At 57.0% G+C, this 14,528-nt stretch carries 8 protein-coding genes and 1 pseudogene; 7 read left to right on the forward strand and 2 right to left on the reverse strand.

Features of this window, described 5'->3' with window-relative positions; genetic code table 11:
- Window positions 1-246: 246 nt before the first annotated feature.
- The 5 genes from purL to glnB all read left to right on the forward strand — a co-directional run bounded on the left by purL (window position 247) and on the right by glnB (window position 8,670).
- Complete coding sequence (gene purL / locus ACVKSX_RS21290; protein ID WP_010257635.1) at window positions 247-4,134, forward strand: phosphoribosylformylglycinamidine synthase; 3,888 nt, start codon at window positions 247-249, stop codon at window positions 4,132-4,134.
- A 579-nt stretch (window positions 4,135-4,713) separates the two neighbouring features.
- The gene (locus ACVKSX_RS21295; protein ID WP_010257633.1) at window positions 4,714-6,141 is read left to right on the forward strand and encodes a sensor histidine kinase; all 1,428 of its coding nucleotides are present in this window, start codon (window positions 4,714-4,716) and stop codon (window positions 6,139-6,141) included.
- 3 nt (window positions 6,142-6,144) lie between these two features.
- Window positions 6,145-6,813, forward strand: coding sequence for a two-component system QseEF-associated lipoprotein QseG (gene qseG, locus ACVKSX_RS21300; RefSeq protein ID WP_182500263.1), 669 nt, complete (start codon window positions 6,145-6,147; stop codon window positions 6,811-6,813).
- The gene (gene glrR, locus ACVKSX_RS21305) at window positions 6,813-8,147 is read left to right on the forward strand and encodes a two-component system response regulator GlrR (RefSeq protein WP_010257627.1); all 1,335 of its coding nucleotides are present in this window, start codon (window positions 6,813-6,815) and stop codon (window positions 8,145-8,147) included. Before qseG ends, glrR begins: the two co-directional genes overlap by 1 nt.
- A gap of 184 nt (window positions 8,148-8,331) precedes the next feature.
- The gene (gene glnB / locus ACVKSX_RS21310) at window positions 8,332-8,670 is read left to right on the forward strand and encodes a nitrogen regulatory protein P-II (RefSeq protein WP_003848647.1); all 339 of its coding nucleotides are present in this window, start codon (window positions 8,332-8,334) and stop codon (window positions 8,668-8,670) included.
- Window positions 8,671-9,148: 478 nt separating this feature from the next.
- Here glnB and hmpA read toward each other — a convergent pair whose 3' ends face one another.
- Window positions 9,149-10,333 carry an NO-inducible flavohemoprotein gene (hmpA, locus tag ACVKSX_RS21315; RefSeq protein WP_354439536.1) on the reverse strand — a complete coding sequence of 395 codons (1,185 nt, stop codon included), beginning with the start codon at window positions 10,331-10,333 and terminating at the stop codon, window positions 9,149-9,151.
- A 327-nt stretch (window positions 10,334-10,660) separates the two neighbouring features.
- Here hmpA and glyA point away from each other — a divergent pair, with 327 nt between their 5' ends.
- Together glyA and ACVKSX_RS21325 are read left to right on the forward strand one after the other, a co-directional pair.
- Entirely contained in the window at window positions 10,661-11,914 is a 1,254-nt protein-coding gene (gene glyA, locus ACVKSX_RS21320) for a serine hydroxymethyltransferase (RefSeq protein WP_010257616.1), read from the forward strand.
- Between the two features lie 128 nt (window positions 11,915-12,042).
- A pseudogene (locus ACVKSX_RS21325) lies at window positions 12,043-13,191 on the forward strand (3-phenylpropionate MFS transporter).
- Here the strand turns inward: ACVKSX_RS21325 and csiE are convergent.
- Window positions 13,173-14,441 (reverse strand): stationary phase inducible protein CsiE, encoded by a 1,269-nt coding sequence (csiE, locus tag ACVKSX_RS21330; RefSeq protein WP_354439534.1) that lies wholly within the window; start codon window positions 14,439-14,441, stop codon window positions 13,173-13,175. The pseudogene ACVKSX_RS21325 and the gene csiE sit on opposite strands and share 19 nt — an antisense overlap.
- Window positions 14,442-14,528: the final 87 nt, after the last annotated feature.

Raw genomic sequence — 14,528 nt, forward strand, 5'->3', positions numbered from 1 at the left:
TAAGGCCTCTGTCTTTTAAAGGCAGTATTTGTCTTCTTTGAACTCCCAGAGCGAGGGGCATTTTGCGCAACAAAATCACGCTGAGCAACTTTTATAGCAGCTTTTGCGCAAAATTCAGGCAAATCCGGGTCGCCAAAAATTGTGCGCAAACGGTTTCGTCGCGAGGTCGCTTTCTCTATAATACGCCCCGTTTTCCCTGTTGCGCCCAATGAAGCGTCGCCCGGCGCCCTGACGAGAGATTTATTAATGGAAATTCTGCGTGGTTCGCCCGCCCTGTCGGCATTTCGTGTAAACAAACTGCTGACCCGCTTTCAGGACGCTCATCTGCCGGTGAGTGATATTTACGCTGAGTACATCCATTTTGCTGATGTCAGCACGCCCTTAAGCGCTGACGAACAGAGCCGTCTGCAGCGCCTGCTGAAATATGGTCCCTCTCTCGCTGAACATGCCCCACAGGGGCGTCTGCTGCTGGTGACGCCTCGTCCCGGCACCATTTCGCCCTGGTCATCCAAAGCCACTGACATTGCCCACAACTGCGGCCTGCCGCAGGTCCGTCGCCTGGAGCGCGGCCTGGCCTTTTATGTACAGGCCCCACAACTGACGGAAGCGCAGTGGCAAACGCTGGGCACACTGCTGCACGATCGGATGATGGAAACGGTCTTCGGCGATCTGGCGCAGGCTGAACAGCTGTTCGCGCATCACACGCCACAGCCGGTGAAAAGTGTCGATCTGCTGGGTGAGGGCCGTCAGGCGCTGGTTCAGGCGAATATCTCACTGGGTCTGGCGCTGGCCGACGATGAAATCGACTATCTGGTGGCGGCGTTTACCGCACTGGGCCGCAATCCCAACGACATTGAACTCTACATGTTTGCGCAGGCGAACTCTGAGCACTGTCGTCACAAGATCTTCAACGCCGACTGGATTATCGACGGCGAGAAACAGCCAAAGTCGCTGTTTAAGATGATCAAAAACACCATGGAGCAGACGCCGGACTACGTTCTCTCTGCTTACAAAGATAACGCCGCCGTGATGGAAGGCTCAGAGGTTGGCCGCTTCTTTGCTGACGCCGGAGAGAGCGAATACCGCTGGCATCAGGAAGCCGCACACATCCTGATGAAGGTGGAAACTCATAACCACCCAACGGCCATCTCGCCCTGGCCTGGTGCTGCGACCGGTTCCGGTGGTGAAATCCGTGATGAAGGCGCAACCGGAAGGGGTTCGAAGCCAAAAGCGGGCCTCGTAGGTTTTTCCGTATCGAACCTGCGTATCCCAGGCTTTGAACAGCCGTGGGAAGAGGACTTCGGCAAACCGGCCCGCATCGTCAGCGCGCTGGAAATCATGACCGATGGCCCGCTGGGCGGCGCTGCATTTAACAATGAATTTGGTCGTCCGGCTCTGAATGGTTACTTCCGTACCTATGAAGAGCAGGTCACCAGCCACAACGGCACTGAGCTGCGTGGCTACCATAAGCCGATTATGCTGGCGGGCGGCATCGGGAATATCCGTGCCGATCACGTGCAGAAAGGTGAAATCACCGTAGGCGCGAAGCTGGTGGTGCTGGGCGGTCCGGCAATGAACATCGGCCTGGGCGGCGGTGCGGCGTCATCGATGGCCTCGGGTCAGTCTGATGCCGATCTCGACTTTGCCTCGGTACAGCGTGATAACCCGGAGATGGAGCGCCGTTGTCAGGAAGTGATCGACCGCTGCTGGCAACTGGGTGATGAGAACCCGATTCTGTTTATCCACGACGTGGGCGCTGGCGGTCTCTCCAATGCGATGCCGGAGCTGGTCAGCGATGGCGGTCGTGGCGGCCGGTTTAACCTGCGTGACATCCTGAGTGATGAGCCAGGCATGAGTCCGCTGGAGGTCTGGTGTAACGAATCACAGGAACGTTATGTGATGGCAGTGGCACCCGATCAGCTGGCGCAGTTTGAGGCAATTTGCCAGCGTGAACGCGCACCGTTCGCGGTCATTGGTGAAGCCACCGAAGAGCTGCACCTGAGCCTGGAAGATAGTCATTTCGGTAACAAGCCGATCGACATGCCGCTTGATGTCCTGCTGGGCAAAACGCCGAAGATGACGCGGGATGTGGTGACGCAGCAGACACAGGGTACTGCCCTGCAGCGTGACGGCATTACGCTGGTCGATGCGGTAAACCGCGTGCTGCATCTGCCTGCCGTGGCGGAAAAAACCTTCCTGATCACCATCGGTGACCGCAGCGTGACCGGCATGGTTGCGCGCGACCAGATGGTGGGACCGTGGCAGATCCCGGTTGCCAACTGTGCGGTGACTACCGCCAGCCTCGACAGCTATCACGGCGAAGCGTTTGCCCTGGGCGAACGTTCACCGGTTGCGCTGCTGGACTTCGCGGCATCGGGTCGTCTGGCCGTCGGTGAAGCACTGACCAACCTGGCGGCTACCCATATTGGTTCGCTGAAGCGTGTGAAGCTTTCCGCAAACTGGATGTCCGCAGCCGGTCATCCGGGTGAAGATGCCGGTTTATATGCGGCGGTGAAGGCAGTCGGCGAGGAGCTTTGCCCGGCGCTGGGGATCACTATCCCGGTCGGTAAAGATTCGATGTCGATGAAAACACGCTGGCAGGAAGGCAGCGAACAGCGCGAAATGACCTCACCGCTGTCGCTGGTGATTACCGCTTTTGCCCGCGTCGAAGATGTCCGTCGCACCGTCACGCCACAGCTGCAGGCCGATCAGGATAATCTGCTGCTGCTGATCGATCTGGGCAACGGCGCGAATACGCTGGGCGCAACCGCGCTGTCGCAGGTTTACCGTCAGCTTGGCGACAAACCTGCCGACGTGCGCGATGCCGCTCAGCTGGCGGGCTTCTTCAATGCCATCCAGGCGCTGGTGGCTGAGCAGAAACTGCTGGCTTATCACGATCGCTCCGACGGTGGTCTGCTGGTGACGCTGGCCGAGATGGCGTTTGCTGGTCACTGCGGCATCGACGTTGACATCGCCTCGCTGGGTAACGATGCGCTGGCTGCCCTGTTTACCGAGGAGCTGGGCGCGGTGATTCAGATCAACGCCGCCGATCGCGCCGTGGTTGAGCAGATCCTGGCGGATCACGGCCTTGCCGACTCGACGCATCTGCTGGGCAGCGCGCAGCCGGGCGATCGCTTTGTGATCCGTTCTGGTGACAGCGCGGTCTACAGTGAAAGCCGCAACACATTGCGTACCTGGTGGGCGGAAACCACCTGGCAGATGCAGCGTCTGCGCGACAACCCGGCGTGTGCCGATCAGGAACATGAAGCGAAGAAAAACGACAGCGATCCTGGCCTGAACGTTAATCTGACCTTTAATCCGCAGGAAGATGTTGCTGCCCCGATGATCGCCACTGGCGCACGTCCAAGGGTCGCGGTGCTGCGTGAGCAGGGCGTGAACTCCCATGTAGAGATGGCCGCCGCCTTTGATCGGGCAGGTTTCACCGCCATTGACGTTCACATGAGCGATCTGCTGGCCGGACGTCGCGGTCTGGAAGAGTTCCAGGCGCTGGTCGCCTGTGGCGGCTTCTCCTACGGCGATGTGCTGGGTGCCGGTGAGGGCTGGGCGAAATCGATTCTGTTTAATCCGCGCGTGCGTGACGAGTTCGAAACCTTCTTCCACCGTCCGCAAACCCTGGCGCTGGGCGTCTGCAACGGCTGCCAGATGATGTCTAATCTGCGTGAACTGATCCCAGGCAGCGATCTCTGGCCGCGCTTTGTGCGTAACCAGTCTGAGCGCTTTGAAGCGCGTTTCAGTCTGGTAGAAGTGGCCGCCAGTCCATCGCTGTTGCTGGACGGCATGGCCGGTTCGCATATGCCCATCGCCGTTTCGCACGGTGAAGGCTTTGTTGAAGTGCGTGATGCTTCGCATCTGGCGGCGCTGGAGTCGAAAGGGCTGGTGGCACTGCGCTTTGTCGATAACTTCGGCAAGGTAACAGAAACCTATCCGGCTAACCCGAATGGCTCACCAAACGGCATCACTGCCGTGACTAATGAAAGTGGTCGCGTCACTATCATGATGCCGCATCCGGAGCGGGTGTTCCGCACCGTCAGCAACTCCTGGCATCCGGCAGAGTGGGGCGAAGACAGCCCGTGGATGCGTATTTTCCGCAATGCGCGCAGACAGCTGGGTTAATGTAATCCGCTGAAAAGAGCAGGAGGCCAGTGCGCCTCCTGCTCTTTTTTGTGGCTCTGTTGGCAAATGGCGACAATGAGCAGGTCGCACTGTCTCTTTTTGGCGACATCTATCTCGTTGATTTTAAATGAACGCCCATCAGGCGCGTTTTCATGTCGCTCTGCGGAGACAGTTTTCCCTTACTGTAATCAGATTTTACGCAACAGTTGTCCGGTAAGCTTATTCAATCTGCTGAAAAATATAATGATTTATTTTCTGGCATGGAACTTGCTATACTCATGCAGCTGCTCATTCACCTGTTTATGATTGCCCCGCTTAGCGGAGAAGAGCTCATAAAGCCCGAATGACGCACCAAACGGAGCCTGCCGTCCAACTGACCGATAATCGCTTGCGTTATCAAACACCGGACGTAACGTTGAGTAAGGCTCCACCCATTTTTACGCGATGCATCATGCGTCGTGCCAGCGGCAGGCCATTGAGCCTGCCGTTTTCTTTTGTTCCCCTTTCTTCCGCCGACACCTTTCTTCCGCTGACAGAGTCCGTTAGCATCCAGACAGCAAATCTTAAGGAAGCGGCTGCGTGAAAAAATGGCGTTTATTTCCCCGTTCTCTGCGTCAGCTGGTGCTGATGGCGTTTGTACTGGTGCTGCTGCCGTTGCTGGTGCTGGCCTGGCAGGCGTGGGAAAGTCTCTCTGCGTTAAGCGAACAGGCAGCGGATACCAACCGCAATACCTTCACCGATGTTCGCAGAAGTGAGGCGATGGCGCGAACGGCGGTTGAGCTGGAGCGCAGCTATCGCCAGTACTGCGTGCTGGATGATGCCTCGCTGGCGCGCCTTTATCAGACCCAGCACACCCGCTACAGCCAGATGCTGAGTTCGCACAGCGCCAGCCTGCCCGAGCTGCCCGCATTCCAGACTTTACAGGCGACGTTGCCGCTGCTGACACCGTTAAAGTGCGATAACGGTAATCCGGTTACGCCTGCCGCAGAGGCGCTGGATCGTTTTTCTGCCACCAATGCGCAGATGGTGCAGGACACGCGCGAAGTGGTGTTTTCGCGCGGCCTTCAGCTGCAGCGCGAAATTGCCGATCGCGGCCAGTTTTTTGGCTGGCAGGCGCTGATTCTGTTTATCATCAGTCTGGCGTTGATGACGCTGTTTACCGGCATGATTATCGGGCCGGTCAAGCGTATTGAGCGGATGATCAACCGGCTTGGCGAAGGCCGGGAACTGGGTAACAGCGTGACATTTCGCGGCCCGCGCGAGTTACGCTCGCTGGGACAGCGCATCGTCTGGCTCAGCGAACGGCTTCAGTGGCTGGAATCGCAGCGCCATGAATTCCTGCGCCATCTTTCTCACGAACTGAAAACGCCGCTGGCCAGCCTGCGTGAAGGCACCGAACTGCTGGCGGACGAGGTAGCCGGGTCGCTGAACGCCGATCAAAAAGAGGTGGTCACTATCCTCGACGGCAGCAGCCGTCATCTGCAGCGGCTGATTGAACAGCTGCTTGATTACAACCGTAAACTGGCAGATGGCCCGATCCAGCTGGAACCGGTCAGCGTAGCGGAAATTGTGGAGGGGGTGGTGAATGCACATGCACTCTCGGCGCGCGCCAAACTCATGCAGACGGTTGTCGATCTGGAGGTCAGTCACTGCCTTGCCGAACCGATGTTACTGATGCGGGTCATCGATAATCTCTATTCGAACGCCGTGAACTACGGCAGCGAATCCGGTACCATCTGGCTGCGCAGTCAGCAGCAGGGCGATCGGGTCTGGATTGATGTCGCGAACAGCGGTACGCCGATCCCGCCGGAAGAGCAGGCAATGATTTTCGAACCTTTTTTCCAGGGTAGCCAGCAGCGCAAAGGGCCGGTAAAAGGCAGCGGGCTGGGATTGAGTATTGCCAAAGATTGCCTGCGCCGGATGCATGGCGACCTGACGCTGGTCTCCTGCGAGCAGGCTGACGTCTGTTTTCGAATTGAACTGAACACCACAGCCGGGAATGTCTGACTGATGAAATATTTACCCGTTTTACTGTTGAGCACACTGATCACGCTGCTGCTCAGCGGATGTACGACCTCCCCGGCCACCTCATCCCTGCCGTCAGGCCATCAGGTAGCGGAACCCGAGGTCAGCGTGGCTGATTACCTGGCGACCCGCTGCAGTGACCTGTGGACGATAGAGAATAGTGCGGCACTGAGTAATCCCCTCTACTGGATGCGGGCCATCGATTGCGCTGAACGCCTTTCCCCCGCCGAGGCCCGAGCCGAAGCCCACCGCTGGCCGGTTGAGAGCTGGTCGCGCGCTTTCAAGCAGGGCGTGCTGATGTCGAACGGCAACGTGACGCCAGTGGAGCGTCGTCGCTATGTTGAAACCCTGGATCGCTACAGCAGCGATTTCCCGCAGTCTGTGCGTCCGCTGCTCCAGTTGTGGCGCAGTAATCAGGCCGCGCAGCTCGACCTGAGTGAAGCGCGCACCCGATATGTTCATCTGCAACAGAGCAGCGATACCCAGCTGGAAGCGATACGCCAGCAGATGGTTAAACAGCAGCAGCAGCTCAGCGACACGCAGCATAAGCTGGAGCGACTTACTGATATTGAGCGCCAGCTTTCATCGCGGAAAGCCCCGGATGTGTCTGACAGCGGCCATGGCACTGCGCTGCCGCAGGATGAGGAGCAATAATGGTCAGACAAGCGGCAAAACTGCTGCTGGTGGATGACGATCCCAGCCTGCTGAAGCTGCTGGGCATGCGTCTTCGCAGCGAAGGTTATCAGGTCACCACCGCGGCCAGCGGACCCGAAGCGTTGCGTCTGCTGCAGAAAGAAAAAATCGAGCTGGTGATCAGCGATCTGCGGATGGATGAGATGGATGGTCTGGCGCTGTTTGGCGAGATCCAGAAACGTCACACCGGTCTGCCAGTGATTATCCTGACGGCGCACGGCTCAATCCCGGACGCGGTTTCCGCCACGCAGCAGGGCGTCTTCAGCTTCCTGACTAAACCGGTGGATAAAGATGCGCTTTATAAAGCGATCGATGAAGCACTGGCTCAGCAGGCGCCGGTCAGCGATGACCGCTGGCGGGAAGCGATCGTCACCCGCAGCCCGCTGATGTTGCGGCTGCTGGAGCAGGCACATATGGTGGCGCAGTCGGACGTCAGCGTGCTGATTAACGGGCAGAGCGGTACCGGTAAAGAGATGCTGGCACAGGCGATTCACGCCGCCAGCCCGCGAAACGGCAAGCCCTTTGTCGCCATTAACTGCGGCGCACTGCCGGAGCAGTTACTGGAGTCAGAGCTGTTCGGCCATGCCAAAGGGGCCTTTACCGGCGCAGTCAGTGCCCGTGATGGTCTGTTTAAAACTGCAGGTGGCGGGACGCTGTTCCTGGATGAGATTGGAGATATGCCGCAACCGCTACAGGTTAAGTTGCTGCGGGTGTTGCAGGAGCGTAAGGTCAGGCCGCTGGGCAGCGATCATGATATTGAGATTGACGTGCGCATTATTTCAGCCACGCATCGCGATCTGCCGAAGGCGATGGAGAAAAAGGAGTTTCGCGAGGATCTCTTCTATCGTCTTAATGTGGTGAACCTGAAGATACCGGCGCTGCATCAGCGCACTGAAGATATTCCGCTGCTGGCTAATCATCTGTTGCGTCAGGCGGCGGAACGGCATAAACCGCAGATCCGCAGTTTTTCCGTTGATGCGATGAAGCGGTTGATGGCGGCCAGCTGGCCGGGCAACGTGCGTCAGCTGGTTAACGTTATTGAGCAGTGTGTGGCGCTGAGTTCATCGCCGGTGATCAGCGATGCGCTGGTGGAGCAGGCGTTAAGCGGTGAGAACAGCGCTTTGCCGACCTTTGCTGAGGCGCGTAATCAGTTTGAGCTGAACTATCTGCGTAAGCTGTTGCAGATGACTAAAGGCAATGTGACCAATGCCGCACGTCTGGCTGGACGCAACCGCACGGAGTTCTATAAGCTGCTGTCTCGTCATGAGCTGGATGCCAGTGATTTCAAAGAGTAGCGGAGGCTGCGGAGTGATACCGGCAGGTTGCCTGCTCAGGCCCGAATCAGAATGGGTGCGGTCAGCATAATCTGGCAGCGCTTGCGGCAACCTGAAGAATCCCGGATATTACCGCCCGACAGCGCCAGCAACATTTATACTTGATAAACCCTCTGACCATGGAGGGAGTGAAAAAGGGTCTGACATGAAAAAGATTGATGCGATTATCAAACCATTCAAACTCGATGATGTCCGTGAAGCCTTAGCGGAAGTCGGCATCACCGGGATGACCGTGAGTGAAGTAAAAGGTTTTGGCCGCCAGAAAGGGCACACCGAGCTTTACCGCGGCGCAGAGTATATGGTCGACTTTTTGCCTAAAGTGAAAATCGAGATGGTGGTGGGCGACGATATCGTTGATACCTGCGTCGAGACCATTATGCGCACTGCGCAGACCGGCAAAATCGGTGACGGTAAAATCTTTGTCTTCGACGTGGCGCGCGTGGTGCGCATCCGTACTGGCGAAGAGGATGAAGAGGCGATCTGATTATATCTTTATCAGCTCTTTATCAGCATAAAGAAGCCCGCGCTGCGGGCTTTTTTTATGCCTGGGGAGCCTGATACGGATAGCTTTGAGATCGAGCCAGCTCTGAGAACACGGTCAGATCTGAAAGACGCAAAAGCCAGTTCCTTAGTGCCTCATCTGGAATAGTTGGCTGTGAGAGCGTGCCTGCTCAGGGAACACGGTCAGATCGGAAAGACGCAAAAGCCAGTTTCTTAGTGCCTCATCTGGAATCGTTGGCTGTGCGATCGTGCCTGCTTAGAGAACACGGACAGATCGGAAAGACGCAAAACCCGCCATCCATGGCACGCTCGGCCCGCGCCGTCCTGGCGCGGGACGCTTTCCTCTTCTGCCCGTGTTCCCTTCGCTTTAGGCTAATTCGTTGCTGTAAGGCTCACATTGGGCAGATAGCAATGTGGTACGGGCATTCCCTGCGCTTTAGGCTAATTCGTTGCTGCCAGATTTACATCCCTTTGTGCGGGCCAAAAAGTTCGTAATGAATGCGTGTATCTGCCACGCTGGCATCGCGCAGTTGCGCCACCACATGCTGCATAAAGGGCAGCGGACCGCAGAGGTAGAAGTGGGTGTCGGGTGAGGCGAGACGTGCGGAGATCGCGGTGATATCCATCAGACCCTGCGCGTCATAGCGACCGGCATCTTCAGCGGCGGGATCGCGATACCAGACCTGACTGACGAAATCGGTGAGCTGAGCGCCCGTTGCTATCACTTCCGGGCCAAATGCATGCTGTTTGCCGTTCTCTGCTGCGTGCAGCCAGCTGACCGGCGCGCGGTGCTGGCGGGCCGCCAGGGCATGCAGCATGGCCAGCATCGGCGTCTGACCCACGCCCGCGGATATCAGCGCCACCGGGGTTGCAGCATCGACCTCAAGGAAGAAGTCGCCATGCGGTGCGGCCAGCATCAGCTCATCACCCACTTTGCCATTCTGATGCAGCCAGCCGGAGACGGTGCCCTGCGCTTCACGTTTCACCGCAATCCGGTAATCTTTGCCATTACTGAGGTGAGTAAGCGAGTACTGGCGAATCTGGTGATGTTCGAAACTGGCGGGCTGCAGATGCACCGTCAGATACTGACCCGGTTTAAAGGCCGCTACCGGGCCGCCATCTGCCGGACTGAAGGTAAAGCTTTTAATCACCTCGCTCTGCTGCTCAACAGCACTGATGCGAAACGCACGAGTGCCGCGCCAGCCACCGGTTTGCTGCTCCGTCGCCTGATAAATCTCCTCTTCGCGATTAATGAACACATCTGCCAGTACGCCATAGGCCCGGCCCCAGGCTGCCAGCGCCTCTTCACCCGGATTCAGCAGCTCTTTAATGGTTGCCAGCAGATTTTCACCGACGATGGCGTATTGCGCAGGCTGAATATTCAGGCTGGTATGTTTCTGCGCAATCTTTTCCACTGCGGGCAGCAGCACGGCCAGGTTCTCCAGATTCGCGCCATAGGCGCAAATGGCGTTGAACAGCGCTTCACGCTGATCGCCATTGCGCTGGTTGTTCATATTGAAAACATTTTTGAGTTCCGGATGGTGCGACAGCATGCGGTCATAGAAGTGTGCGGTAAGCGCAGGACCACAGGCGGCGATGGCAGACAGGGTCGATTTAACCGTGGCGATAGTGTGTGCATCAAGCATAAAAACGGCCTCTCATTTAAAGGTGTATTTTAAATGCATCTTATAGCCGTCTCGCCTGTGGTGTAAATAACCCGATAAATTTCCCGGTTGTCAAAGTGGCAACTTTTTGGTGCATCCTGAGAAGCCGCCGTCACATCCTGAAGAAAAATCGTGGCGTCTGAACAGGGTGAAAAGGTGTAAAAAAGCCCTGCCAGTAGCCAGCCAATCGTTTGCGTAAAAAGAGGAGGTTCACCCTACCTTCACCTGTTAAAACGGTTTACACTGTGGGCCTTCGCCCCTGAAGGGGGGTAAATACCGTCAGAAAGTTAGCTGAGTCAGGAGATCCGGATGCTAAAGCGTGATATGAACATTGCCGATTACGATGCCGAGTTGTGGCAGGCGATGGAGCAGGAGACAGTGCGTCAGGAAGAGCACATTGAACTGATTGCTTCTGAAAACTACACCAGCCCGCGTGTTATGCAGGCACAAGGTTCTCAGCTCACCAATAAATACGCTGAAGGCTATCCGGGCAAACGCTACTACGGCGGCTGTGAGTACGTTGATATCGTTGAGCAGCTGGCGATCGATCGTGCAAAAGAACTGTTTGGTGCCGATTACGCTAACGTACAGCCACACTCAGGTTCACAGGCTAACTTTGCGGTTTACACCGCGCTGCTGCAGCCGGGCGATACTATTCTGGGGATGAACCTGGCGCACGGTGGACACCTGACTCACGGCTCACCGGTTAACCTGTCGGGCAAACTCTATAACGTCGTGGCTTACGGTATCGATGAGACCGGTAAAATTGACTACGACGAACTGGCTGAACTGGCGAAAACCCACAAGCCAAAAATGATCGTTGGCGGATTCTCAGCTTACTCCGGCGTTTGCGACTGGGCGAAAATGCGCGAAATCGCGGATAGCGTAGGTGCATGGCTGTTTGTGGACATGGCACACGTTGCCGGCCTGATTGCTGCAGACGTTTACCCGAGTCCGATCCCGCATGCGCACATCGTGACCTCTACCACTCACAAAACGCTGGCGGGTCCGCGCGGTGGTATCATTCTGGCGAAAAACGGCGACGAAGATTTCTATAAGAAACTGAACTCTGCTGTATTCCCTGGCGGTCAGGGCGGTCCTCTGATGCACGTTATCGCTGGTAAAGCGGTTGCGTTCAAAGAGGCGATGGAGCCGGAATTCAAAACCTACCAGCAGCAGGTGGCAAAAAACGCCAAAGCGATGGTTGAGGTGCTGATTGAGCGTGGCTATGACATCGTTTCTGGCGGCACCTATAACCATCTGTTCCTGATCGATCTGGTGAGCAAAAACCTGACCGGTAAAGAAGCGGATGCGGCGCTAGGCCGTGCCAACATCACGGTTAATAAAAACAGCGTGCCTAACGATCCGAAAAGCCCGTTTGTCACTTCCGGTATCCGTATCGGTACGCCAGCTGTTACCCGTCGTGGCTTCAACGAAGCGGACGTGCGTGAGCTGGCTGGCTGGATCGCGGATGTGCTGGATAACGTCAATGACGAAGCAACCATTGAGCGCACCAAAAAGAAAGTGCTGGAAATCTGCAGCCGTCTGCCGGTCTACGCTTAATCGTTAACCTGTTGTGAGACAGCATACAAAGGATGGCATCAGCCATCCTTTTTTATTGCCTGTCCTGCGGCGCTCTGCCAGAGTAGCGCCCACTCATGCTGCCAGGCAGCACTCTTGCTGGAGGGAATATGGCAATCGGCTCCGCCAGATGGCTCGGATTGGGCTACTTCACTTACTTCTTCTGTTACGGCATCTATCTGCCATTCTGGGGCGTGTGGCTGAAAGGCACCGGTCTTGATGCTGAAAAGATTGGCCTGCTGCTCGGCTGTGGCATGGTGGCACGCTTTGTCGGCAGTCTGCTTATCGCTTCTCAGGTCAAAAATCCTTCACGGTTGATTACGGCGCTGCGTCTGCTGGCGCTGATGACCTGCCTGTTCGCTGCCGGTTTCTGGGTGGGTGAGCAGTGGATGTGGCTGCTGACGGTCATGATCGGCTTTAACCTCTTTTTCTCGCCGCTGGTCCCGCTCAGCGATGCGCTGGCCGCCACCTGGACACAGCAGATAGGGCTGGCGTATGGGCCGGTCAGGCTGTGGGGTTCGCTGGCCTTTGTAATCAGCTCGGCGTTAACCGGCGTGCTGGTCAGTGCTTACTCTTCAAACGCCATTCTGCTGCTGCTTTCCGTCGGCGTCATCTCTATGCTGGCAGGCATGATGCTGTCACCCGCCACCCAGCCACAGGGTAATGAACGGCAGGGCGCGGCGGGCGGCGGCTGGCAGGTGTGGCGTGAATTGCTGCGTGAGAATGCGGTATGGCGATTTATGCTCTGCGTAACACTGCTGCAGGGTGCGCACGCCGCCTATTACGGCTTCAGTGCTATCTGGTGGCAGGAGAGTGGCTATTCCGCCTCCACGGTGGGTTATCTCTGGTCGCTGGGCGTGGTGGCCGAAATCGTCGTGTTTGCCCTGAGCAACCGGTTGTTCCGCCGCTAGAGCGCGCGCGATCTGCTGCTGCTTTCGGGCATTTGTGCGTTGATCCGCTGGAGTCTGATGGGCGCCACTACCGCGCTGCCGCTGCTGATTGTGGCGCAAATCCTCCACTGTGGCAGCTTCACCGTCTGTCATCTGGCGGCGATGCGTTTTATTGCGGCGCGTCAGGGAGCGGAAGTGATCCGTCTGCAGTCGCTCTATTCCGCGCTGGCGATGGGGGGTGGCATTGCGATAATGACCATGATCTGCGGCGTGCTGTTCGCTCATCTGCAGGGGCATCTGTTCTGGGTGATGGCACTGGTGGCGCTGCCCGCGCTATTTCTGCGTCCCGGCTACGACTCCAGTAAATAACGAATCCGCTGCTGATGGTGTAACGTCAGCGGCAGTTCCGCATGCACCAGCGGCGGGGAGAAGAGTGGCAGCGAGGTGGGGTAGGGCGAAATGATGATGTCCACATCCCGCGGTGCGCCATCCCGCTGAAACTGTTTCACGTCCTGATAGGTAATATTGATCGGCAGCAGCGTGATCTCCCGGATCTGCTGCTCCACATCCTGCTCCAGATCGGTATCGTCACCCGTCAGAATCAGCACCTGCTTCTCCTGCAACGCATTCTCCTGCATCAGCCAGGCACCAAAAATAACGGTAATTAAGCTCACCTCTTCCGGGCTGAACGCAATCCCGTATTGCTGCTCAAACGCCTGCAGCGCCTGCTGAGTGGTGCGCAACAGGCGGGGATAGAGGCGGCTGACATCCAGCGCCACGCTGTTGTCGATGCCGATAGTGAAGTGGGTGCGATCCAGCGCCTGTGCCAGATGAGGATAGAGCTGGTTAAGCAGCTCGTCGCGATCAGCAAAAGTGATGTCGGCACACCGTTCAAAGTCATTAATTAACTGCTGGGTCGCAGCCATTAACTGCTGCTCAGCAGGATGGGCAATCGCACCCACGACAGGCGTATGTATCTGGCTGAACAGCAGTGTCCAGAAGTCGGTTTCACTGACGGGCGGCGCAAGGTGGCAGCGTTTGCGCCAGTGGTGAATCACATCCTCGGCAGCCTGCCGCTCAGCCTTCTGCTGCAGCCAGTGACACTGCGCTTCACTGAACAGCACCGGCTGGCGCTGGCACAATCCATATTTCATGAAAATCTGCAGAAAAAGCCGGTCGCGTTCGCTGAAATCGCGCTTCAGACGCAGGCTACAGTGCTGGATCAGCGCCTGTAAATTGGTCTCATCCCACAGCGCCTTCTCAATCTTCATCACCTTCAGGCGCTGACGCAGGGGGGCTGCAAAATGATCGCAGACGAAATCCTGCGATAAACGCAAACTGCGTCGCAGGTTGTGCAGCAGACAGAGGCGCCGATCCAACTCTGTGCCATGAAGACGAAAGCTGCCATCCACCATCTGATGCAATTCCAGCTGGTGATATCGCTGTATCTCAAGGCCCACATCCGCGATATCCTGTCGGGCAACAGCAGGATCGACGCCATTCAGCTGGCAGACTTTTTCAAGCGTAAGCACGGGTGTCGGCAGAAACAGCAGCAATAAAAGATGGCACTGACGCTGTGAGCGGGTGAAGAGTGGTGCCAAAGGGGTAGCAGAACTCATCAATCAGGTTTCCAGCAGGCTATTTTGAGCTAAGAATAGTCAACCCCGTCAGCGCCTGCGCGGTTTACGCGGTTTATTTGCCGGAGG

The organism is Pantoea sp. PvP021 (assembly GCF_054056055.1).